The sequence below is a fragment of the Streptomyces sp. TRM68367 genome (genome assembly GCF_014495685.1).
In the GTDB taxonomy this organism is placed as follows: domain Bacteria; phylum Actinomycetota; class Actinomycetes; order Streptomycetales; family Streptomycetaceae; genus Streptomyces.
Map to the genome: position 1 here is coordinate 79906 of NZ_JACTVI010000008.1, position 20787 is coordinate 100692.

At 69.1% G+C, this 20787-nt stretch carries 23 protein-coding genes; 11 read left to right on the top strand and 12 right to left on the bottom strand.

What is annotated here, in order from left to right:
* Position 1 precedes the first annotated feature (1 nt).
* The gene (locus H8R17_RS08575) at positions 2 to 718 is read right to left on the bottom strand and encodes a tRNA-dependent cyclodipeptide synthase (RefSeq protein WP_223124799.1); all 717 of its coding nucleotides are present in this window, start codon (positions 716 to 718) and stop codon (positions 2 to 4) included.
* Between the two features lie 76 nt (positions 719 to 794).
* Between H8R17_RS08575 and H8R17_RS08580 the strand changes: the two genes are divergently transcribed.
* Entirely contained in the window at positions 795 to 1205 is a 411-nt protein-coding gene (locus H8R17_RS08580; protein WP_187822538.1) for a heavy metal-responsive transcriptional regulator, read from the top strand.
* A 164-nt stretch (positions 1206 to 1369) separates the two neighbouring features.
* On the opposite strand, the gene H8R17_RS08585 is transcribed toward H8R17_RS08580, so the two are convergent.
* The 3 genes from H8R17_RS08585 to H8R17_RS08595 form a co-directional block, all read right to left on the bottom strand.
* A complete protein-coding gene (locus H8R17_RS08585) occupies positions 1370 to 1903 on the bottom strand; it encodes a hypothetical protein (protein ID WP_187822539.1) in 534 nt (177 codons plus the stop codon).
* The gene (locus tag H8R17_RS08590) at positions 1900 to 2346 is read right to left on the bottom strand and encodes a hypothetical protein (protein WP_187822540.1); all 447 of its coding nucleotides are present in this window, start codon (positions 2344 to 2346) and stop codon (positions 1900 to 1902) included. The genes H8R17_RS08585 and H8R17_RS08590 overlap by 4 nt, the downstream gene beginning before the upstream one ends.
* Positions 2347 to 2587: 241 nt before the next feature.
* Positions 2588 to 3250 carry an SCO family protein gene (locus H8R17_RS08595; protein ID WP_187822541.1) on the bottom strand — a complete coding sequence of 221 codons (663 nt, stop codon included), beginning with the start codon at positions 3248 to 3250 and terminating at the stop codon, positions 2588 to 2590.
* A 270-nt stretch (positions 3251 to 3520) separates the two neighbouring features.
* Here H8R17_RS08595 and H8R17_RS08600 point away from each other — a divergent pair, with 270 nt between their 5' ends.
* Positions 3521 to 4078: a DUF2752 domain-containing protein gene (locus tag H8R17_RS08600; RefSeq protein ID WP_187822542.1), complete on the top strand. Its 558-nt coding sequence runs from the start codon at positions 3521 to 3523 to the stop codon at positions 4076 to 4078.
* A 47-nt stretch (positions 4079 to 4125) separates the two neighbouring features.
* On the opposite strand, the gene H8R17_RS08605 is transcribed toward H8R17_RS08600, so the two are convergent.
* The 6 genes from H8R17_RS08605 to H8R17_RS08635 all read right to left on the bottom strand — a co-directional run bounded on the left by H8R17_RS08605 (position 4126) and on the right by H8R17_RS08635 (position 8651).
* The gene (locus H8R17_RS08605) at positions 4126 to 4773 is read right to left on the bottom strand and encodes a DUF305 domain-containing protein (protein ID WP_316959348.1); all 648 of its coding nucleotides are present in this window, start codon (positions 4771 to 4773) and stop codon (positions 4126 to 4128) included.
* Positions 4770 to 5402 (bottom strand): DUF3105 domain-containing protein, encoded by a 633-nt coding sequence (locus H8R17_RS08610; RefSeq protein WP_187822543.1) that lies wholly within the window; start codon positions 5400 to 5402, stop codon positions 4770 to 4772. Before H8R17_RS08610 ends, H8R17_RS08605 begins: the two co-directional genes overlap by 4 nt.
* A 764-nt stretch (positions 5403 to 6166) precedes the next feature.
* The gene (locus tag H8R17_RS08620) at positions 6167 to 7147 is read right to left on the bottom strand and encodes a M56 family metallopeptidase (protein ID WP_187822545.1); all 981 of its coding nucleotides are present in this window, start codon (positions 7145 to 7147) and stop codon (positions 6167 to 6169) included.
* The gene (locus H8R17_RS08625; RefSeq protein ID WP_187822546.1) at positions 7144 to 7518 is read right to left on the bottom strand and encodes a BlaI/MecI/CopY family transcriptional regulator; all 375 of its coding nucleotides are present in this window, start codon (positions 7516 to 7518) and stop codon (positions 7144 to 7146) included. Before H8R17_RS08625 ends, H8R17_RS08620 begins: the two co-directional genes overlap by 4 nt.
* Before the next feature lie 306 nt (positions 7519 to 7824).
* Positions 7825 to 8358 carry a DUF2269 domain-containing protein gene (locus H8R17_RS08630; protein WP_187822547.1) on the bottom strand — a complete coding sequence of 178 codons (534 nt, stop codon included), beginning with the start codon at positions 8356 to 8358 and terminating at the stop codon, positions 7825 to 7827.
* The gene (locus H8R17_RS08635) at positions 8358 to 8651 is read right to left on the bottom strand and encodes a hypothetical protein (RefSeq protein WP_187822548.1); all 294 of its coding nucleotides are present in this window, start codon (positions 8649 to 8651) and stop codon (positions 8358 to 8360) included. The genes H8R17_RS08630 and H8R17_RS08635 overlap by 1 nt, the downstream gene beginning before the upstream one ends.
* Positions 8652 to 8800: 149 nt before the next feature.
* On the opposite strand from H8R17_RS08635, the gene H8R17_RS08640 reads away from it, so the two are divergent.
* Entirely contained in the window at positions 8801 to 9334 is a 534-nt protein-coding gene (locus tag H8R17_RS08640) for a TetR/AcrR family transcriptional regulator (RefSeq protein WP_316959349.1), read from the top strand.
* Positions 9335 to 9471: 137 nt separating this feature from the next.
* Here the strand turns inward: H8R17_RS08640 and H8R17_RS08645 are convergent, their stop codons facing one another.
* Both H8R17_RS08645 and H8R17_RS08650 read right to left on the bottom strand, forming a co-directional pair.
* Positions 9472 to 11067 (bottom strand): multicopper oxidase family protein, encoded by a 1596-nt coding sequence (locus H8R17_RS08645; protein WP_187822550.1) that lies wholly within the window; start codon positions 11065 to 11067, stop codon positions 9472 to 9474.
* A 75-nt stretch (positions 11068 to 11142) separates the two neighbouring features.
* Positions 11143 to 11592 carry a hypothetical protein gene (locus H8R17_RS08650; RefSeq protein WP_187822551.1) on the bottom strand — a complete coding sequence of 150 codons (450 nt, stop codon included), beginning with the start codon at positions 11590 to 11592 and terminating at the stop codon, positions 11143 to 11145.
* A gap of 356 nt (positions 11593 to 11948) precedes the next feature.
* Here H8R17_RS08650 and H8R17_RS08655 point away from each other — a divergent pair, with 356 nt between their 5' ends.
* The 8 genes from H8R17_RS08655 (at position 11949) to H8R17_RS08690 (ending at position 20667) form a co-directional block, all read left to right on the top strand.
* Entirely contained in the window at positions 11949 to 12173 is a 225-nt protein-coding gene (locus tag H8R17_RS08655) for a DUF2933 domain-containing protein (RefSeq protein WP_187822552.1), read from the top strand.
* Between the two features lie 68 nt (positions 12174 to 12241).
* Complete coding sequence (locus H8R17_RS08660; RefSeq protein ID WP_187822553.1) at positions 12242 to 12514, top strand: hypothetical protein; 273 nt, start codon at positions 12242 to 12244, stop codon at positions 12512 to 12514.
* A gap of 156 nt (positions 12515 to 12670) precedes the next feature.
* Positions 12671 to 12967, top strand: coding sequence for a hypothetical protein (locus H8R17_RS08665; protein ID WP_187822554.1), 297 nt, complete (start codon positions 12671 to 12673; stop codon positions 12965 to 12967).
* A gap of 1558 nt (positions 12968 to 14525) precedes the next feature.
* A complete protein-coding gene (locus H8R17_RS08670; protein ID WP_187822555.1) occupies positions 14526 to 15731 on the top strand; it encodes a PLP-dependent cysteine synthase family protein in 1206 nt (401 codons plus the stop codon).
* On the top strand, positions 15728 to 17035 hold the full coding sequence (locus tag H8R17_RS08675; RefSeq protein ID WP_187822556.1) for an MFS transporter: 1308 nt from the start codon (positions 15728 to 15730) through the stop codon (positions 17033 to 17035). The genes H8R17_RS08670 and H8R17_RS08675 overlap by 4 nt, the downstream gene beginning before the upstream one ends.
* A gap of 83 nt (positions 17036 to 17118) precedes the next feature.
* On the top strand, positions 17119 to 18336 hold the full coding sequence (locus H8R17_RS08680) for a DUF1015 domain-containing protein (RefSeq protein WP_187822557.1): 1218 nt from the start codon (positions 17119 to 17121) through the stop codon (positions 18334 to 18336).
* A gap of 127 nt (positions 18337 to 18463) precedes the next feature.
* Positions 18464 to 19138, top strand: coding sequence for a hypothetical protein (locus tag H8R17_RS08685; protein WP_187822558.1), 675 nt, complete (start codon positions 18464 to 18466; stop codon positions 19136 to 19138).
* Positions 19139 to 19626: 488 nt separating this feature from the next.
* Complete coding sequence (locus tag H8R17_RS08690; RefSeq protein WP_187822559.1) at positions 19627 to 20667, top strand: NlpC/P60 family protein; 1041 nt, start codon at positions 19627 to 19629, stop codon at positions 20665 to 20667.
* Positions 20668 to 20787: the final 120 nt, after the last annotated feature.

The window sequence follows — 20787 nt, forward strand, 5'->3', positions numbered from 1 at the left end:
CTTATCTCTTGTCTCGTACGGTGGGCGCGACCACGGCGAAGCCCTGCCCGGCGGCAGGACGCCAGGTCAGCTCGCCTCCGTACAGGCGGCGCAGGACAGCAGGCGGCTGGTGGTAGCAGAACACGGAAGTGCCGGCGCCGACGATGGACGGGGTGTCGATGAACAGCGGTAACTCGGCCAGGAAGTAACGCACCGCGTGCTCGACCTGCTTCTCGTCCGGCGCCTGCCCGGCGGGCAGCTTCCCGGCCAGCACCCACCCGGTGGCCTCCCGGCAGGCTTCCCGGAAGTCCGCGTCCTCGGCGTACCGGCGCAGTCCGCCCTCGTGGAGGCGCCCGAACGCCGTATTGCTCTCCAGTTCGGCCCAGCCCAGCACCCGCTTGCCCGCGTCGGCCCGGCCGAGTGAGTCCAGCGCGGTGACGATCTTGTTGCGGGTGTACTGGCCCTGCCTGCGCGCCTTCCACGCGGCCTTCTCGGGGGCGTAGCCGAGCGCCTCGAACGTGTACGCGCTCGGTGCGTCTGGCACGAAGAAGTCCACCCGCTCGAACCGCTCCAGCCCCCAGGCCGCCAGCTCGCGGATCCGGGCGGTTGAGAAGTAGCTGTTGAACGGGCTGATCCCGAAGCAGGCGTGCTCGGCCCGCTCGACGACTTCGGCGCACCGGCCGCTCAGCGGAGTCACCGCCATCGCGCCCCTACAGCCGTCGCCTTCATCTACGGTCATGATCGGACGGTAAAACCTTGCCCTTGGGGCAAGGTCAAGCGCAGACTGGCAGCACTCGCACGAAAGGGCCACCGTCATGCTCACCGTCGGCCGCATCGCCGCCCGCACCGGGCTGAGCCCCAAGGCCGTCCGCCTCTATGAATCCAACGGCCTCATCGACCCGCCCGAGCGCACCGCCGCCGGCTACCGCACCTACACCGACGAGGCCGTCCCCGTCCTCCGCTTCATCCGCCAGGCCCAGGCCCTCGGCCTCAGCCTCAAGGAGATCAAGGAGATCCTCGACCTCCAGCGCCGTGGCGAACAGCCCTGCGCCCACGTCACCGACCTCCTCGACCAGCACCTCGCCGACATCGACCGGCGTATCGCCGACCTGCAGGCCCTCCGCACGACCCTGCAGCACGCCCGAGCCCAGGCCGAAGAGGCCGCCGACCGCGGAGAAAACGCCCTTGTCTGCCACATCATCGAAAACACCAGGTCGGAACCCTGATGCGCGGTGCTGGCCTTTTGACGTCGTTCAACCGCAACAAGCTGTAGCAACCCGCGTAAGCGGCCCTCACGTGCACTCGCGCCCAGGGCGGGCCCTGCGGGGCCCGTTCGACTGCACGAGTTCACCCGGCAGACTGCCAGCAGTGGTCGCCACAGAAACGACTCTCAGCGGTGCGTAGGTACCGGGCACAGCAGGGACAGTCCGGGATGGTCGCGGATCTGCTGCACGCTGTGCGGAATCGGGGCGGCGAAGGCCAGCGCGATGACGACGACGGCGGCTGCGACGGCCAGGACGGCGACGGCAGACCACCGACGCCGCCCCATGACCAGACCGTAGGCGGCCAAGGTGAGGACGAAGACAGCGAGCATCGTGTACAGGGGCGCGGGGATGAAGTGCAAGGTGATGTGGAAGGAGAAGACGTCCATCCAGAGCACGTGCAGTACCCCGAAGCCGAGGAAGAGCAGATCCGGCAGCGCGCTGTAAAGGTGGCCGAGGAAGCCCGATTCCCACGGCGAGGCCCGGCCGGGGCCATGACGGGGGAGCATGCGGACGACAGTGAGGGCAGCGAGGCCGAGGGCGCCGCCAAACAGTCCGTGCAGCCAGAAATGGAACTGAGCGCCGTAGCTGGTGTAAACCACATACAGCACTACCTCGATGGTGAGGACCAGAGTTGCGCTGATCCACGCCCGGCGGCTCATGGCAGCCCCTCGATCAGGGTCCTGATCTCCTGCTCGTGGTCGGCAAGTCCGGGATCGAAGGTGCGGTAGCGCAGCTGGCCGCGCGCGTCGATGAGTGCGTAGCCGGGCCCGATCCGCCCAGTGTCGGTCACCAGCGCATAGCGCCGGGCCAAGTGCGCGTCCGTGGAGCGTACGACCTGCGCCTGTGGAAGTTCGGGCAGCGGGCAGCGCGTCCGGCAGAAGACCACCACGGCAGCTCGGCCGGGGGCGAGACCGAGTTCTTCCGCGCCCGGGGCGGGCTGGTCGAGGTAGAGCAGATCGAGTTGCTGCAGAGCGTGGGCGGGATCGTGGAGTTGATGCGCGTCGGACTGCACGTAGCCCCACACTCCCGCGCCGGCCGCTAGAGCCGTCAGGAGGAGTCCGGCCCACCGGCGCCCGTCCGGCCCGATCGCCCTACCGCGCATGCCGTGGCATCCCCCTCACCTGACACTTCTCACTGTCACGAGTGACGTTAGAACCTGGCCCGGGGGTCAAAAGTCAACGCGTGGCCGGGCGCAAGAGTGAGGTCTCGGCTCTTCACCGGTCGAGGGGTGAGGCTCATGCAGTGAAAAAGCTGTGCCCCGAGCCGAAGGTGATGGTGAGCGAGGAGGGACCCGCGGGAGTCCGGGGCGATGCCGGTGCCTCACTCAGCCGTGCGGCGGCGGTTCACGGCCTCTGGCCCTTGAGCAGCTTGGGCAGGTCCTTGGCGTAGTCCTCGGCTGTGGCCTCCCCGCCGTGGTAGAGCACATGCCCCTTGTCGTCCTTGGGGGAGAACGCCAGGACCGTCTTGCCGTGCGTGGCGGTTACCTTGCCCTTGGCGTCCTTGGTCGCCGGTTCCATGCCCACCGCCACCGAGCGGGCCGCGGCCTGCACGGTGGCGAAATCGCCGCTCAGGCCGATGAAGTCGGCGTGCCCGGCGCTGGGCAGCCACTTGCCGAGTTCCTTGGGCGTGTCGCGTTCGGGGTCGGTGGTGACAAAGACGACCCGCACCTTGTCCTGGTCGGCCTTGGGCAGGTCCTTGTAGGCGAGACCGAGGTTGCTCATCGTCAGCGGGCAGGCGTCCGGGCAGTGGGTGTAGCCGAAGTAGAGGTACGTCAGGCGGCCTTTGGTCTCCTTGCGCAGATCGAACGCCTTGCCGTGAGTGTCGGTCAGGACCAGGTCCGGCTTGGTGAACGGCTGGTCCAGCACCCGCCTGACCGCGGGGGCGGTGGCGTCGGTGGAAATCAACGGCGTGTCCTTGCTCTCCGCCCCGGCCCCGCTGCCGCAGGCAGACAGGGTGAGCGCCGCGACGGCGGTCAGAGCGGCAGCGAGCACGGTGGGCTTGCGCATGATGAAAAATCCCCGGTGTGAGGCAGTGCGGACATGCCACACCTGCGCGAAAAACTAAGTACTTTAGGTGTCCGGGTGGAGTGTACGGCAGACCCTGCATGCCGCCCGCGCTCGCCCCCGCCTCTCGGTGCGGCCGGGCCACGGCCGCACGCGACCGCTCGCCCATGTGCCGTGGCGGGGTGCGAGCGGACAGCGCGGTGCCGACAGTGGCCAGCACGGACGCGCGCACGGTGTGGCCGCCAAGGGACGGAGAAGGATGGAGGCGGTGGGATGAGCGGGTACGGGCGGCGGTGGACGCCGTGTCGGCCGGTGTGGGAAGAGCGCGACCGGCACCGGTGGCTCGGCCCGCTGGCACTGGTCGGCATCGCGGCGGGCGGGGCGTTGGCGGTCTTCGGGCTGCCGCCGGTGGACCTGCACGGGCCCCTGCACTATGCGGGGGTGATGGGGCCGCTGTGCGGCGGCACGCGTGGGCTGCACGCGGCGATGCTCGGCGACTTCGACCTGGCGTGGCGCTACAACCCGCTCAGCGTCGTGCTCGTCGCCGGGGCCGCCGCCGTGCTGCTGCGCGAGGCCGCCGGTCGGATCAGCGGCCGATGGCTGAACCTGCACGTGGCGCGTCGCTGGCCCGTGGTCATGGCTGGTCTGGCCCTGCTGGTGGCGCTGACCGCCCGTCAGCAGGCCCACGCCGACCTGCTGCGCACCGGCCCCGAGACCGGGACGCCGACCGGACTGCTGCTGTACGCCGCCGCCGTGCCGCTGGTGGCCGTGGCCCTGGTGGCCGTGATGGCGGTGCGGCGGTCCTCCCGAGAACGCGCGGGGCACGGCTGACCCACGGCCGCAGGCAGCCAGGCCCCTGCGGGCTCCCCACTCTTCTCTCACTGCGATGTGCTCGCGCCGCGGTCGGCGAGCATGTCGGCCATGAGCTTCATTTCGGACTGCTGGCCGCGGACCATGCCCTCGGCCAGCCGGACAATCATCGGGTCCTCGGCCAGGTCGGCGGCGCCCTGGGCCATGTCGATGCCCCCTTGGTGGTGTGCGGTCAGCAGTTCCAGGTAGAGCACCTCCGCGTCCGTGCCCTCGGCCTCCCGGAGCCGGTCCGTTCCGGCGTTGGTGGCCATGCCCGGCATCAGGGACCCGTCGTGCGGCTGGTAGTCCATGGCGTGGTCCATCCAGGCCATCGGCGGCTTCTGCGAGGTCTTGGGCAGCCCCCAGGCGTCCAGCCGGCCGAGCAGCATGCCGCGCTGGTTGGCCTGAGTGTTGATGACGTCGTACGCCAGGCGGCGCACCTCCTCGTCGTCGGTGCGCTCGCGCACGATGAACGACAGCTCCACCGCCTGCTGGTGGTGCACCGCCATGTCCCGTGCGAACCCGGCGTCCGCCGAGTCCACGCCCGGGGTCGAGGCATCGGCGCGGGAGGACGTCATCGCCACCAGGGCGAGGACGGCCAGGCACAGGGCGAGCGCGGCTCCGGCGTACGGCAGCCAGCGGGCGGGGCTGCTCCGAGTGGTGTCAGCCTCGGTCACTGCATGCTCCCGCCGCTGCAGGAGGCGCCCGACTCCGGGGTCTGCTCACCCTGGACGTACTTGCCCAGGAACTGGTCCACACGCGGGTCCGACGCCTTGTCCACCTTCAACTGGTGGCCCCAGGCGGTCAGGGTTATGGGTGAAGACTGGTCCTTGTAGGGGCTGATGAACGAGTACGGGGTCCTGGTCACCTTCTCGGTCAGCGTCTTGACGTCGGCCTTGGCGGCCTTGTCGTTGTAGGTGATCCAGACCGCGCCGTGCTCCAGGGAGTGCACGGCGTTCTCCTCGTTGACCTCCTTCGTAAAGACCTGGGCGTCGCAGCTGAGCCAGACCCGGTGGTGGTCGCCGCCCGCGGCCGGGCTCATCGGGTAGTCGACCTGCGTCTTTACGTGGTTCTGGCTCAGATCGGACCAGGTCTGCTCGCCCTTGACCGGGGCGGCCTGGGCCTTCTCCTTCTCGTTGGCGGCGTCGAGCAGATACCAGCCGCCGCCGACGACGCCGGCGAGTATCACGGTGGAGGCGGTGATGGCGATGATCCGGTTGCGCCTCTCGCGGGCCTGTTCGGCGCGGCGCATCTCGGCGATGCGGGCCTTCCGGTCCGCGCTCTTGGCTTTCGACTTGGATCCCATGGGATGTCCTTCTTCCGCCGCGATCGGCTGCGCGACGCTGCTGTTACTGGTGCGGTGCGGTGTGTGGTCGTGGGAGGCACAGGGGCGGAGCGGGCGTACCGGCTCCGCCGATGCCCTACACGCGCAGGCGCTGCAACAGATGAAGGTCTGGCGGGCGGGAAACCACACCGGTCAGGTGGTCCGTGAGGAGCGCCTGCGCACTCGGCGCCGGGATATACGACTCTCCACAGCCGGAGGTGGCACCCGGCTGCGGGCCGGGCGAGGTGGCACGGACCGCATCGGGCACTGGTGCATGGCAGGACGCGCGGCCGTCCTGAGCGCACTGCTCACACGCCGCCGCGCCGTCCGGCATGGCCGTGGCGACGGCCCGGCCGTCCATGCTGCCCATGTCCGCCGACGACGGGGCGCGGGTGATTTGTGCTTCGTGGCCCGCCGCCGTGCCCGGCGGCATCGATGCTGCCGCCGCAGTACCGCACACCAGCGTGGCGGCTGCCACAGCGACAAGGACGACGGTCAGCAGCCGTGCGACAAGCCCCCGCGCGCCGGACAGCGCCGGGAGCCAACGGGATACGGGCGTCAGCACTATCGCGTGAGCCCGGGTCCGGGGCACAGCGCCATCCGCACAGTCAGCGGGCCCAGACCAGGGGCCCCAGAGGAGTTCGTGGCTGTCTCGGATGTGGGCATGGCCGGTCCACCTCGAATACCTAAGTTGCATAGGTGATGATGGTGAACCTACCAGATACAGGGAGCGTCGCCTGCTGGGATCAGACGAAAGCCTGCGCGCTCGCGACGGGCGCGTCCGGCAGCGGGCAGGTACTCATGCCCGTTGCGGCCACCGCGGGCTGGGCGGCCAGGACCAGCGGCAGCGCCAACACTGCGCCCGCCACCAGTGCCCCGCCCCACACCACTGCCCGGCGCAGCGGCCGGGGCGGGTTGAGCAGTCGGCGTACCCGACCGGCCACGTGGCCGCCGGAGGCCGCCAGCGAGGCCGCGGGCGTGCCCGCCCCGGCCAGCTCGACCAGGGCGGTGGCCAAAGTGAGCGAACTGGTGCGGGCCGTGGCCGCGTCGTCGGCGGCCATCTCCACCAGGCGCCGCGTCTGATCCGCCGCCACAGCGAACAGCCTTACCTTGGGGAAGGCCCGCTCCAGCGCCTCCGCGTACGCCAAGGCCAGGTGGTGGCGCTGGCGGATGTGCGCCTTCTCATGAGCGATCACCGCGTCCAGTTCGTGCGGCGCCAGCGCGGCCAGCGCCGCCGAGGTCAGCACGATCCGGTGCCCGAGGCCGGGCAGGCAGTACGCCGCCGGACGGTCGTCGTCCAGCACAGTGACCCCGAGACCGGCGTGCGCGCGGCCGACCATCGTCAGCACCCCGGCGTGCTCGCGGCGCTCCCTGCGGGCTCGCAGCAGGCCCGCCGCCAGGCACCAGCCGACCCGGCCCGCCAGCACAATTGCCAGTGTCGTGCCACTCGCGGCCACCGCCGCGCCGCCCGGCGTCGCGTACTGCTCCCGCAGCATCAGCACGCACGCCTGCAGCAGATCGGCCAGGCTGCCGCTGACCGGCACCGTCGGCACAGCCAGCGCCAGCCCGGCCAGCGCGACAGAGATCACGACGGTCGCGGTCAGCGCCTGCCAGGCCCAGATCGCCAGCCGTGGCGACCGTGCCGCCCAGGTGGTGCGGGCCAGCAGCGGCGGGGCCAGCAGCCCAAGCAGGACTGCGTAACCGAGCAGTACAACGGCCACCCTCACGACCGGCTCCCCTCGCGGCGCGCGGCGAGCGCCGCACGCAACTCGGCGACCTCGGCGTCGTCCAGCTCGCCGAACAGCCGCACCAGCGTCGCGGTACGGTCTGCACCGGTGGCCCACACCTGGTCGATCAGCGAGGCCGCGTACTCCTCACGGCTCTTCGTGGTCCGGTAGCGAAACGCGCGGCCGTCCTTGGCCCGGGACAGCCAGCCCTTGCGGTGCAGGATCTCCATCACCGTCTGCACCGTGTTGTACGCCAGCTCCTGCGGCCGGTCGCGGTTCAGCCGCTCCCGCACTTCCCGCACGGTCAGTGGCGTCTCCGCGGCCCACGCCACGTCCATGATCGCCTGTTCGAGCTCGCCGAAGCCCCGCATCCCGGCCGCCTCCCTGTACGAAAACCTAAGCGCCATAGTACGTGCCGGATCGTTGCGTCCGCCCACCGACCAGGTAGTGGGCTGCCCTGAAGAAGAGTGCCTCTGGGACAGGGAGTCGGCTTCCGGGCGACGAAGCCCGGACGCACGGAGGATCCCGATGTGCGCCGGCAGGGCGCAAACCGCTGACGTCATCGCTCACCCCCTGTGCAATGCAGTCGTCCCGGCCTTGCCCTACGGGGATGGGCCGGGACCGGCGGCCTGCGGGATCAGTCGGTTGGCTTCCGCCGAAGTCCGGAGCTGCTGCATCTACCCAACGGGCGCCGTAGGGCGGGCGCGCTGGTTCCGCCGTTGTTCGTTCTGTTTGCGCCACCCGTACCGGGTCACGCCCCGCGGCTTGAACACCGAGAGGATCAGGATGATCACCAGCACCACCAGGCCGCCGATGGAGTGGAGCAGCGTGCCTGGCAGCTCGCGGGGATTGGCACTGGACGCTGCTGTCTCTGCCAGGCGGCTCACGGTCTGGGTCTCTATCAGCAAGACGATGGTGGCGAAGACGGTGAGCGCGAGTTTCACCAGCACCCAGTAGTGACGGAACAGGCCCCACGGGGTGCCCAGCGCGTTGACGATCCCGATGAGCACCGATGCGAGGGCCAGCGGGACGATGACGTACAGAACCGTCACCTCCATCGCGGCGTACGCGCCACGCACCGTCGGGACTTCCTGGCTGGTCACAGCGGTGACATCGAGGGCGAGGTAGGCAAGGACCGCGCCGAGCCAGCCGACCGAGGTGGCGACGTGTGTGGTGAGCACAATCTTGCGGAGCCGGGGCGACATGATCATCAGTAGCTGCCCTCAGGTGGTGCGTGGCCGCCCGGGTTACCGCCGGGCATCGCCTGGATTTCTGTGACGGCAGCCGGCGGTGTGCCGCTGGCACCTGTGTGCCGGCCAGGGCCGTGATCACCACCGAGGCCGGTGAGCTTCACGATCACGACCAGCAGGATCAGTACACCGACGATGATTCCCGACACCTTCACCCACCGCGGCGCCCTGGGCGGTCCGCTGGAGGGCAATCCACTGTCGGGCTCCACGCCCGTGCCGTCGTCGGCGTCGGGGTAGCGGGGCGGGTCAGCCATGAGGTTTCCTCCGGGGCGCGAGGTGTTCCGGACAACTTTTTACGATACATTGTGTCTATCACAAGTCGAAGTGTCGCGGAATCGTCGTCACGTACACTGCACGAGTGCCGAAGTTGTGGAACGAGACGATCGAGGCGCACCGCCACGCGGTGCGCGAGGCGATCCTGGAGACCACCTGGCAGTTGGTGACCGAGCATGGGCTGATGTCGGTGACCATGACGCAGATCGCTGAGAAGGCCGGGATCGGTCGCGCGACTCTGTACAAGTACTTCCCGGACGTCGAAGCGATCCTGGTTGCCCACCACGAACGTCACGTCACCAGCCACCTGGAACATCTCGCCGAACTCCGGGACCAACCCGGCGACGCCGGCGAGCGGCTCGAAGCGGTACTCGAGCACTACGCGCTCATCTGCTACCACCGCGGGCGCCACGGCACCGAAGAACTCGCAGTACTCCTGCATCGTCCTGAGCATGTCGCCCACGCACAGCAGCAGCTCATCGACCTGTTCCGAGACCTACTGGCCGAGGTCGCCGAAACCGGCGACCTCCGGGACGATGTCGCGCCCGATGAGCTCGCGAACTACTGCCTTCACTCCCTCAGCGCCGCCGGCAACCTGCCATCCGAAGCAGCCGTCCGCCGACTTGTCGTCGTCACGTTGGCCGGGCTGCGCCCCTCGTGCTGAATGGGAGAGCGGCCGAGGCCGACCCTGCTCGCGGAGGATGAGCCGCGAATCGCCAAGGTCGCTGTGCCCGCCGGGATGACAGAGAGCTGGGCGGCACCAGGGGGCTCCCGTGTGCCGCCCAGCCGCGAGACGGCCTGTCAGGCCCGGTAGGCCACGTTCGCCATCATCCCGGCTTCGCCGTGGTAGGCGTTGTGGCAGTGCAGCATCCACTGGCCGGGGTTGTCGGCGTCGAAGAAGACAGACAGCTTCTTCTTGGGCAGCACGATCGAGGTGTCCTTGCGCGGGCCGGAACTGCCGAGTTGGTAGGTGTGCCCGTGCAGGTGCATCGGGTGCCACATGTCGGTGTCGTTGACGAAGTCCAGCCGCACCCGCTGACCCTCCTCGATCAGGATCGGGCTCGCGTCCGGATCGTCCATGTCGAACGGCTTGCCGTTGATGGCCCAGTCGTACTTGTCCATGCCGCCGGTCAGCCTGACCTGGTGCGTGACGTCGCTCTTGGCGGAGTTCAGCCGTACGTCGTCGTCGGCGCGTAGCCGGGACGCCGCCATGATCATGCCGTCGAGTTCCTTCGGCCGGACGGTATTGGACGGTGCGCGGCCGGAGCCGGTGCGGACCAGGGCCAGGCCACTGGTGTCCTTGCCTTCGGCCAGTGCGACGAGCGGGAAGACTCCGTCGCCGAGCGTGACCAGGACGTCATACCGCTCGCCCATGCCGATCAGGAGGGCGTCCGCCTGCTGGTGCTGGACCGGGAAGCCGTCGGTGTGGGTGATGGTGAGCTTGTGCCCGCCGAGGGCGACCCGGTAGGCGGTGTCGGAGCCCGCGTTGATGATCCGTAGGCGGACCTTGCGGCCGGGCTTGCCGGTGTACACGTCCGGGGCATCCGGGATCCGGCCGTTGATGAGGTGATACGGGTACTTCACGTCTCCGGCGTCGCCGCCGAGGAGATCGCTCTCGGCGCTCATGAGCATGAACTTCGTCGGCATGTCACCGGACGAGGCAGAGGCGGATGGGGACGCCGCATCGCCGTCCATGTCCCCCATGCCATGCATGTCGTGGCCTTCCGTGCTGCTGGAGCCAGAGCTGCCGTGCGCGCCGCCCATGCCCTTCTTGAGCTCGGCGAAGACCTCGTCGGGGGTGCCGGTGACACCGTCGATCCAGTCGTCGAGGACGACGATCCACTCGTCGTCGTACGCCAGCGGCTCGCGCGGGTCCTCGACGATCAGCGGGGCGTACAGCCCGCGGTCGAGTTGGACGCCGATGTGCGGATGGAAGAAGTAGGTGCCGGGGGCATCGGCGGTGAAGCGGTAGGTGAAACTGCCGCCGGCCCGGACGGGGCCCTGCGTGGCGGGCGGCACGCCATCCATGTCGTTGCGCAACGCGAGACCGTGCCAGTGGATCGAGGTGGCGGTCTTGTTCGGCAGCTGGTTGGCCAGCTCGGCGATCAGAGTGTCCCCTGCGGCGATGCGCACCTCCTTGCCGGGGGCCCGGCCGTCGAATGCCCAGCTCTTGGCCATGGTGCCGCTGCCCAGGTCCAGCATGGCGGGCGCGGCGGTCAGGGTGATCTTGTGCTGCCTGTCGCTGCCGGCGCGCTTGTTCTCGGCGCGGGCGACTTGAGAGCCGGAGGGGCTGATCAGGGCGGGGGTGCTGCCGGAGCTGCTGCAGGCGGCGAGCATGCCCGCACCGGCGGCGCCGAGTCCGGCGAGCAGGACGGAGCGGCGGTTGACGCTGTTCACGGTTATGGGTCCTCTTCTCTGGTTGCGCTGCTGGTCGCGGGCTCAAGACGGCACACGGGTGCCGTCGGGCCCGGCCTAGATGCGCAGTTGGGAGAGGACCGACAGGTCGGGTGGTGCGCGGCCGATCGTGCGCGCGGGCATCGTGCTGGTGACGGCCTGGTACGGGCTGGGGAGCTGCTCGGCGTGGACTGGTGACGGTACGGCGAGCTTCGCACTGTCGATGCTGGCGGTGGTGCAGTGCTGTATGCCCAGGGTGGCGCAGGCACTGTCGGACGAGCCGTGCGCAGGCGCGTGCACGTCGGGCAGATGCGCATGGTCGGCGGCAAAGCCCGTCGGCATCGCGGTGGCGGACGACGCGGAGGTCATACCGGGCATGGCATGCCCAGCATGCGGCGCGGACTGCACCGAGGAGACGGTGATCGCGGCCGACTCATGGTGGACCAGTACCGCCAGCGCGGAAAACAGAGCGATGACGGCGCCGCGCGCCCAGCGAACGGCGCCCTCGTGGGCCTTCCGTGTCGCCACCGTCTCCACCCGGGCTTCCCTCCGTCAGGGCCCCGTGGGAGCCCGAAGACCGTTCAATATACCCCCTCGGGGTTTACTGGACCGCGGCAACGGATTACAGATACAGCGCACGGCGCAAGGGCGAAGGTGAGGAGAGCGCCGATCTGGAGCTCGGGTCGTCGGCGACCATGCGGGTGACTTCCCGCGCGCCTGGCCCTCGTCCTCATACAGCCAGGCGAGGTGGTGGCCCGTGGGAAGATTGACGAGGGAGGAGTAGTAGCGGCGCCTGGCCACGCGGTGCACTCCGGCCCAACCACCAACTCCTGATACTGGCTGTGGACGCAAACCCTGCGGTCCGCTCTCCCTCGGGGGAGGCCATGAACACGAACAAGCGCAACTACGGTCTGTACGCGCTCGCGCTCGCCATTGCCTTCGTCGGCGCCCTGGTGCTCGGGGTGCCTGTTGAAGCCCTTGTCCTCCTGGCCATCGTCGCCGCCTGTCCGCTGATGATGTTCTTCATGATGCGTGGCATGCACGGCGGCCAGGGCAAGTCGAACCAGCACACGGACGAGACCGATCCGCTGCGAAAGCACGATCAGTAGAACGGATCCGGTCGGCCGTAACGGCCGGGCCCGGGCGGCTCCGTAACGGCATCGGCGAGGAGAGCGCCATGAGCGCCGTAATAGCCACGCTGATCGGCACCCTGATCATTGCGGCGGTGGTCTACGACATTGCGCGCCTGATCACGCCGAACGAGAGTCGCTGCCCGCCCCTGGCGCGTCTTCGGGGCCGGCGAGCCGCTCTGCAACACGCTGAGCGATGGTGCGTCGGCCTACGGATGCACGGCCGGATCGACGCAGCCACCTACCAGCACAGAATGAGCGGCCTCGCTCGCGGCGAGCGCAGACCAGCCGCCAACCGAGAAGCGCCCAGGAGGGCGTGATGGCGGACGCCGCGTGCGGCGGGCAGTGGAACCTGCGCCGAACAACTCCCGCCCTGTTGGCCGAAACGCCGCCGCGGTGCGCCTGTAGCAGTACGGCACCTGGACAGGCCCGTGCCGCGCAGGCCCCAGCCGTCGGCCGCCCGGAGGTGAGCGCACATGGAAATCCTCGCTTGGGCCCTGATCGTTCTCGGATTCGTGACCACCACCGCCTGCGCCGTCCATCTCACCCGTCGCCACCGGCGGGACGCCCCGCACATGACCCGCTCCCTCCACCGCACGGCCCCCGCCCTCCTCGCGGCCGGTCTGCTTCCTCTTCCTGTTCTCCTTGGCGCCGACGCGCCCGCAGGCGCCTGGGGCATGTGGGGCGCTACGACCATCGCCGCCGCCCTGGTTTACGCCGCGGCCGACACCCTCCGCGACGCCCGGTCCGCAGGCGATGCTCCGGAGCCCTGAGCGGACCGGGCCCGCACGGAATGCGAACAGGCAGCGATCCGGACGTGTTGCACGGCGTGGAGTGGCACTGGCCCTGGGCAGTGGGACAGTGAGGAAGATCACGACTAACCGTAGCCTGGCAGCGTCGAGAGCCCTTACGGAAGGTGGCGGGCTGGATGACCTGCCGTCTCATCCCTTCAGGAAAGGGATCCGGAACATTGCCCCCGCCGCCTTGTACGGGGCGTATGTGCGGCGTGTTAACCCTGTGTTCCCTGGGAAGTTGTGCCGCGCCTCCGCGCAACGGTTAGCATCACGGCATGGTTACGGCCTGGTCGCCTTCCGGCTTGCTGCGGGCCCGCTCTTCAGCGGGTCCGCTGCGTCTGCTGTGGCTGGCCGCGCTGCTGCTCAGCGTCGCGTTCACGCACGGACTGAGCGCGGAGAGCGCCGAGGGGCATGCGACGGCCGGTGTAGGCGCGCCGGTGCACGTATCCATCGGGATTGACACAGGTCATACGAGCGGGTCCGGACCCAGTGACGATGTCGCGCATCCCTCGCCCGAGGTCACGGCATCTGACGACCATCACCACGGTGACGGCTCTTCCCATCCGGCTCAGGAATGCGTGTCCGGCCAGCCGCAGCAAGGGCTTGAACTGGCCGCTCCTTGTCTGGCTCCCCTGGATTGGGCGCCGCCCACGCACGCCTATGCGGCGGGGAAGTCTGGCCCCTCCCGGCCCGAGTCGGCCCTTCCCTCATCCACGGGTTCGAGAGACTCAGTAGTTCAGCAGGTCTAGATTCCGGCGTCCCCACTGGTCGTCGCCTCCCTGCCCATTCGGGCGGGTCGGCTGGCTGCGGCCAGTTCCCGGCACCGCAGATCCCTGTACGCCGCGCTTCCGTGCGCTGAGCGGGATCCCGGTGCCTGCCCCGAACCTTGCTGATCTCTGACTGCCGTTTTCTCCCACAACCGTGAGAAGCGGCTGCTCCCCGGAGGGACGATGCCGTTCCACCCCCTTCCTCACCCTCACATCGACGGCCCGGCTGCCAGTGTCCAGCGGCTGCTCCGGCTGATGGCCTTCATCCTGGGCGGCCTACTCCTGTGGGCGTTCGCCTGTTCTGCCACACATGACAGCGACAGCCATACGCACGGTCGGCCGCCGGTGTCGTCCGGCCAGCTCCCGCTTGAGGCACAGGCCGTCGAGCGCGAGATGTCCCACGGGCCGCATCGGCACCCCAGCTCTGCTTGTGGGCCGTACATGGTCAGTCATGTACTGCCGCAAGCCAGGCAGTTCTTCTCGAACCCGGCGGCCCTGGCTGCCTTCGCCGGAGTGGCGGCTGGAGTGACTGCCGTCGTGGCCGTACAGATGCAGGCCACACGGCCCGACGGCCGCAGATCCCGGATACGGCGTTCAGGCCGGTTCACCCTCTCCGTCGTCTGTCGGTGGCGCATTTAGACGGAGGCTTTCGCAGCCCCTCTCGACAGCGGCTGCCGCGTGCTGCCCCAGGCCAAGTCACATGCCCCGGGTTCGAAGAACGGCACGCGAGATGAGCATCCCGTCACACCACCATTGAATGAGAGCGGAAGATGCACCCGCACATCACCCCTGACATCACACCCCCCACCCGCTCCGCCCTTTCCGGGCTCGTCGGCAACACCCCGGTCCTCCGAATTTCCGAGCCCCTCTGCCCCGCTGATCGCGGATTCTGGGCAAAGCTGGAGGGCTTCAACCCCGGCGGAATCAAAGACCGCCCCGGCCTGCACATGGTCGAGCAGGCCCGCGCCCGCGGCGATCTGCGCCCCGGCGCCCGAATCATCGAGTCCACCAGCGGCACCCTCGGCCTGGGGCTCGCCCTGGCGGGGATGGTCTACGGGCACCCGGTCACCCTGGTCACCGACCCAGGGCTCGAACGGTCCATGACGCAGCTGCTGACCGCGTACGGTGCCCAGGTCAACGTCGTCTCCGAACCCCACCCCACCGGCGGCTGGCAGCAGGCCCGCCGGGACCGCGTTCAGCAGCTGATGGCGCAGCACCCCGGCTCGTGGTGCCCGGACCAGTACAACAACCCCGACAACACCACCGCCTACACCCCGCTCGCGCTGGAGCTGGCGTCCCAACTGGGGCCCATCGACGTACTGGTGTGCAGCGTAGGAACCGGCGGGCACTCCGCCGGCGTCTCCCGCGTACTGCAGCACCTCTACCCGGAGATGAAGCTCGTCGGCGTCGACACCATCGGCTCAACCATCTTCGGGCAGCCCGCCCGTACCCGGCTGATGCGCGGCCTGGGCTCAAGCATCTACCCCCGCAACGTCGCCTACGACAACTTCAGCGAAGTCCACTGGGTGGCCGCGGCCGAGGCCGTGTGGACCTGCCGGCAGCTCGCCGCGTCGCACTACGCCACCGGTGGGTGGAGCGTGGGTGCGGTCGCCCTGGTGGCCGGATGGCTGGCCCGCACTCTGCCTGCGGACACCAAGATCGCGACTATCTTCCCCGACGGCCCACAGCGTTACCTGAGCACCGTCTACGACGACGACTACTGCGCCGCCCACGGCCTGCTCGACTCCCCACCGCCCCTCGAACCCGAGGTGATCGGCCGCCTGGACGAGAAGGAGGTCACTTGCTGGACACGGTGCGCCACGGTGGTCGACCCGCTCACCCTGTCCGACGGGACGGAGCAGGTCGAGGGGATCGACCTGCTCGCTGAATCCGACACGGACTGTGACGCGTCGTTCGGGACCGACGCTGTCGAGCAGCTCGCTCAGTCCGGCACGCGGGGGGAGGGGAACCGGTGAAGGGGAACCTCGCGCAGGTGCGCTCCTATCCGCGCAGCGTCCAGCTGCTGATGGTGAACCAGTTCACCATCAATCTCGGCTTCTACATGCTGATGCCCTATCTGGCCGCGCATCTGTCCGGGACCCTCGGACTGGCCGGATGGATCGTCGGGCTGGTGCTGGGCGTGCGGAACTTCAGCCAGCAGGGCATGTTCCTGGTCGGCGGCACCCTGGCCGACCGACTCGGCTACAAGCCGATGATCATCGCCGGATTGGTGCTCCGCATCGTCGGCTTCGCCACCCTGGGCCTCGTGGACTCCCTGCCCGCGCTGCTGGCCGCCTCCGCAGCCACCGGACTGGCGGGAGCCCTCTTCAACCCGGCCGTACGCGCCTATCTGGCCGCAGACGCCGGGGACCGCCGGGTCGAGGCGTTCGCCCTGTTCAACGTCTTCTACCAGGCCGGCATCCTGCTCGGCCCGCTGGTGGGCATGGTGCTGACCGGCGTCGACTTCCGCGTCACCTGCCTGACCGCGGCCGGCATCTTCGCTCTGCTGAGCATCGTGCAGATCCGCGCCCTGCCCGCCCGCCGCGCCAACGACACACAGACCATCAAGGGAGCCGACCAGCGGCAGAGTGTGCTGTCCCAGTGGCGCGGCATCGTGGCCAACCGGCCGTTCCTGCTGTTCTCGGTAGCCATGATCGGCTTCTACGTCATGCAGTTCCAGGTCTATCTCGCCCTGCCGCTGGAGGTGCGGCGCCTGGGTGGCGACGGAACCTTCGGCACGGTGGCGGTGGCGGTGCTCTTCGCCGTCTCGGGCCTGAGCACGATCCTCTTCCAAACCAAGGTCACCGCCTGGTGCAAGGCCCGCATGGAGCCGGGGCGGGCTCTTACATGGGGGCTGCTCACCATGGGCGTGGCGTTCGTGCCCCTGCTCGTGCCCACAGCGGTCCCCGTACCAGACGGCGGGGTGAGGCTCTGGCTGCTCGCGGCCGTGCCGCCTGCGCTCTCCGCGCTGCTCCTCGCGTTGGGCACGATGATCGCCTACCCGTTCGAGATGGACACCATCGTCCGGCTCTCCGGTAACCGACTCGTCGCCACCCACTACGGGTTGTACAACACCATCTGCGGTGTCGGCATCACGCTCGGAAACCTGCTCACCGGCGCGGCCCTCGACGCCGCCCGTGCGGCAGGCGTCTCCGCGCTCCCGTGGATCGCACTGTCCGCGCTCGGCCTGGCCTGCGCCGCCGCCCTCTACGGGCTGCACCGCACCGGCCGCCTGGCGCCGCCAATGCGCGAGGCACAGCCCGAGTCCGTGACGGCCTGACCGACAGCGCCGCGCTGGAGGAGCGGACGAGTTCAGCCTCGTCCGCTCCTCCGGCCGGCCGCGCCCACTTCCAGGAGCGATCGATGCCGACCCCTGCTCTGCCGACTCCAACTGGCCTGCAACTGCTGCCCTTTCAGGCCGTGCGCTACGACCCGGTCCAGGTTGGTGACCTGTCCAACGTGATCTGCCCGCCGTACGACGACATCGGCCCCGCCCGCGCACGCTCCCTACGTGTCCGGCCCCATCACATCGCCCGGCTGCTGCACGCCACCGACCCGCAGACCGCCGCCGGGCAGCTCGACCGCTGGCGGCGACGCGGCGTACTGGTCCGGGACACCCGACCCGCCCTCTACGTCTACCAGCAGCAGCGCGGCGCCCGGATCCTGCAACGGGGACTGATCGGTGAACTGCGTCTGAACCGCGATACGCCCAGCCCTGTGCTGCCCCACGAGGACGTACAGCCGCATGTGGTCAGGCAGCGGGCCCGGTCCATGGCCGGCCTGCGCGCCCAGCTGGAACCCTTGCTGCTGAGCTACCGGTCCACCGAATCGACGACGGCGCAGATCGTCGATCACGTCACCCGGCGTCCACCGGTGGCCGCCGCTCGTACTGGCGCGATCACCCACACGCTGTGGTCCTGTACCGCCCCGGACGAACAAGACCTCATCACTGCTGGTCTGTCACGGTGCCGAGCCCTCATCGCTGACGGGCACCACCGCCACGCGGCCTGCCTGCGGTTGAGTGAAGGGGATGAGCTGAGTCCGTGGCGGAGCAGCCTCGCACTGCTGGTCGACTCCACCACCCATCCGTTGCGCCTGTCGGCGATCCACCGGGTGATGCCGGGTCTGGACCCGGACAAGGCTGCGGTGGCCGCCGCCGACGTGGCCCAGGTGCGACAGCTGCCGGGACCGCGCCTGCCGGAGCCCGGAGAACTGGTGCTGGCCGGAGCCGGCCGGGCCTGGGCGATCACCGCCCCTGACCCCGAGGCGCTGCGTGAGGCACTGACCGGACGCCCGCGGCAATGGCATCGACTTGCCGCAGCCGTCACCGACCATCTCCTCTTGGACCGTGCCTGGTCGGTCCCCGATCTGCCAGGTGCCATACGCCATGTACACGATGCCGGTCAGGCTGTGGCCGCCGTCGCCGCAGCCGGCACCGGCACTGCGGTCCTGCTGCCGGCAGTCACCGAGGACACGGTGCGGGACCTGGCCGGGGCCGGGGTGCTGCTGCCCCGCAAAACGACCTCGTTCGGCCCGAAACCAGTTACCGGGCTTGCCCTGCGCGTCATCGACGCACCCTAACCAGGCCACCCTCAACGCCCCGTCCCGTAAAGAGAAGTCCCCGTTGTCCCTGTCCCAACTCGCAGAGCCTCCCGCCGCCCTCGCCGAGCAGCCCGCCTCAAGCGCCCCCAGACCCGGCCGAGCAACCATGCGACGAGCCCGCGCCCAGCGCGCCCGGAAGAACTCGCTTCCGGCGCGCTATATCGGTTACGTCGGCTACTTCGTCGGCGCCGGACTCATCAGCGGAGCGGTGGTCCACCATCCGCTGGACCCGGCCCGCTATACCCGCATCGCGGCCTACGGCGTCCTGGTGTTCCTCGCCGCTACCGTGCTCAACGAGATCTTCCTCTCCCGCAACAAACCCGGTCTGCCGAGGATGCTGCTGGTCATCGGCGCGTCGCTGCTGCTGTCGTTCGGCATCGGTATGCTCAGCGGCGGCCTCCAGCACTTCGAGGACTTCCCGGCCCGCGGCGCCGTGCTCGTGCCCCTGGGGATAGCGGTCTCCTTCGTCGCCTACGCAGTCAAGGACGCGGAGACCTCCTGGAGACGCATCTTCAGCCCGATGGGGCTGGCAGTCCTGCTGACCGCCCTGGTCAGCTTCGCCGGACTGCGCTACGTGGCCGCCGGCATGGGTGAGCAGCCGGAAGGCGGCGGACACAGTCACGGAAGCGCGGAGGAGGAAACGGAACAGCAACAGCCGCACGAACCGGACCCCCCAGCCGCTACATCCCCGCCCGAAACCCTCCCACAGGCGGTGCCGCCGCCGACTCCGGCCACGACGACGGCCACGCTCACTGACCGCCACAACTGGAAGGGTTGCTGAAGGACAGCAACCTCGGTACCACAGACGGCTCCGGGGCCTGCCGTAGATCGAGCACCGACCACCACTTCGTTTCCCGCTAAAGTGCTTAGCGGTCGCCGACTTGAATCTTTGGCCATGACATGTGGGCACGATTCTCGCAGACCTGTTTCGTGGCAGGGCTTCGCGACTTCCTGCACACGGGACGCAGACCGTCCGGCGCTCTCGGCGCTCTCGAGCGAGCGAGAGCGTTTCGCTGGGGGAACGTCGACGGGCGGTCTACTTGGCCGCGGTATGCGGGGAGCTACCGAGGTCGCACCGTGTGTCACATGTCCCTACTGGCAATTGAAGCGAAAGAGCTAAGCCAGTTAGTATCCCGGCTAAACCTTCGCACGGTCGATCACCTCGACGAGGTGGCGGCGGAGGTACCGCCGAATCCGCAGTGGTCGCGCGGAGCCGGGTCATGAGCTCCCGCGCCCGGCAGGCGGCTGAGGAAGAAGGAGCTCGCCCCAGTGGCGTCCCATCGTCGTCCCAAGCAGCCGAACAACCGTAGCTACGCGGCCGTGTTCACCGCGACCGCCGCCGCTGTCGCCGTCTCCTCACCGTTGGCGCACGCCGACCCGCTGCCCGACCCCAGGAAGAAGGGGGTCAAGGCACAGGTCGACCGTCTCTACGAAGAGGCCACCCAGGCCACGGAGAAGTACAACGGGGCGAAGGAGAGGGAGGAAAAGCTGCAGGAGGAGGCCGAGGAACTCCAGGACACCGTGGCCCGCAGCCAAGACGAGCTCAACACTCTCCGAAACAAGCTCGGCTCGCTTGCCACCGCGCAGTACCGCAGTGGCGGCATCGACCCGTCAGTGCAGTTGTTCCTCTCCTCCGACCCCGACGGCTACCTGGACAAGGCGAGCGCGCTCGACCGGCTGAGCAGCCAACAGCTCGGTGTGCTCAAGGCGGCCCAATCCAAGCAGCGCATCCTTGAGCAACAGCGGGTCCAAGCCGCGGAGAAACTCTCGGGCCTGGCAGAGACTCGCAAGGAGCTGAAGGACAAGAAGAAGGAGATCCAGGGCAAGCTGGCCAAGGCGCAGAAGCTCCTCAACACGCTGACGGCCGAGGAGCGTGGCAGGATCCGCGCCGAGGAGGAGCGCGCCAACCGAGCCAGCGAGCGGGTCGACCTGGGCGACGAAGCCAGCGCCTCCCAGCGGGCCGCCGCAGCCTTCAGCGCCGCCAAGAGCAGGGTCGGAATGCCGTACGTCTGGGGCGCCTCCGGACCGAATTCCTTCGACTGCTCCGGTCTCACCTCCTGGGCGTACAGGCAAGCGGGTGTCTCCATACCCCGAACCTCCCAAGCGCAGGCGAATGCCGGTACCCGGATCAACTCCCTCAGTGCCCTCAAACCGGGCGACCTCATCATCATGCGTAGCGACCTGAGCCATGTCGGCTTCTACGCCGGCAACGGACAGATCCTCCACTCCCCGAAGCCCGGGGCCACCGTGCGCTACGAGTCGATCAGCCGGAGTGGAATGCCCTTCATGTGGGGTGTACGCATCGGCTGAGAGCACAAATGATCTTCAAAGCTGAGATCGGTGTCACACTCGCGACTGCCGACCCGATCGGCGGAGGCGCGGAGATCTCCGTGAGGCTGCTCGATGACCTGGCCGCAAACCCCTGTTGAG

Coding starts and splice junctions, on each gene's coding strand:
- H8R17_RS08575 (WP_223124799.1), bottom strand. CDS start 718: ATGACCGTAGATGAAGGCGACGGCTGTAGGGGCGCGATGGCGGTGACT.
- H8R17_RS08580 (WP_187822538.1), top strand. CDS start 795: ATGCTCACCGTCGGCCGCATCGCCGCCCGCACCGGGCTGAGCCCCAAG.
- H8R17_RS08585 (WP_187822539.1), bottom strand. CDS start 1,903: ATGAGCCGCCGGGCGTGGATCAGCGCAACTCTGGTCCTCACCATCGAG.
- H8R17_RS08590 (WP_187822540.1), bottom strand. CDS start 2,346: ATGCGCGGTAGGGCGATCGGGCCGGACGGGCGCCGGTGGGCCGGACTC.
- H8R17_RS08595 (WP_187822541.1), bottom strand. CDS start 3,250: ATGCGCAAGCCCACCGTGCTCGCTGCCGCTCTGACCGCCGTCGCGGCG.
- H8R17_RS08600 (WP_187822542.1), top strand. CDS start 3,521: ATGAGCGGGTACGGGCGGCGGTGGACGCCGTGTCGGCCGGTGTGGGAA.
- H8R17_RS08610 (WP_187822543.1), bottom strand. CDS start 5,402: ATGGGATCCAAGTCGAAAGCCAAGAGCGCGGACCGGAAGGCCCGCATC.
- H8R17_RS08625 (WP_187822546.1), bottom strand. CDS start 7,518: ATGCGGGGCTTCGGCGAGCTCGAACAGGCGATCATGGACGTGGCGTGG.
- H8R17_RS08630 (WP_187822547.1), bottom strand. CDS start 8,358: ATGATCATGTCGCCCCGGCTCCGCAAGATTGTGCTCACCACACACGTC.
- H8R17_RS08635 (WP_187822548.1), bottom strand. CDS start 8,651: ATGGCTGACCCGCCCCGCTACCCCGACGCCGACGACGGCACGGGCGTG.
- H8R17_RS08655 (WP_187822552.1), top strand. CDS start 11,949: ATGAACACGAACAAGCGCAACTACGGTCTGTACGCGCTCGCGCTCGCC.
- H8R17_RS08660 (WP_187822553.1), top strand. CDS start 12,242: ATGAGCGCCGTAATAGCCACGCTGATCGGCACCCTGATCATTGCGGCG.
- H8R17_RS08665 (WP_187822554.1), top strand. CDS start 12,671: ATGGAAATCCTCGCTTGGGCCCTGATCGTTCTCGGATTCGTGACCACC.
- H8R17_RS08670 (WP_187822555.1), top strand. CDS start 14,526: ATGCACCCGCACATCACCCCTGACATCACACCCCCCACCCGCTCCGCC.
- H8R17_RS08680 (WP_187822557.1), top strand. CDS start 17,119: ATGCCGACCCCTGCTCTGCCGACTCCAACTGGCCTGCAACTGCTGCCC.
- H8R17_RS08685 (WP_187822558.1), top strand. CDS start 18,464: ATGCGACGAGCCCGCGCCCAGCGCGCCCGGAAGAACTCGCTTCCGGCG.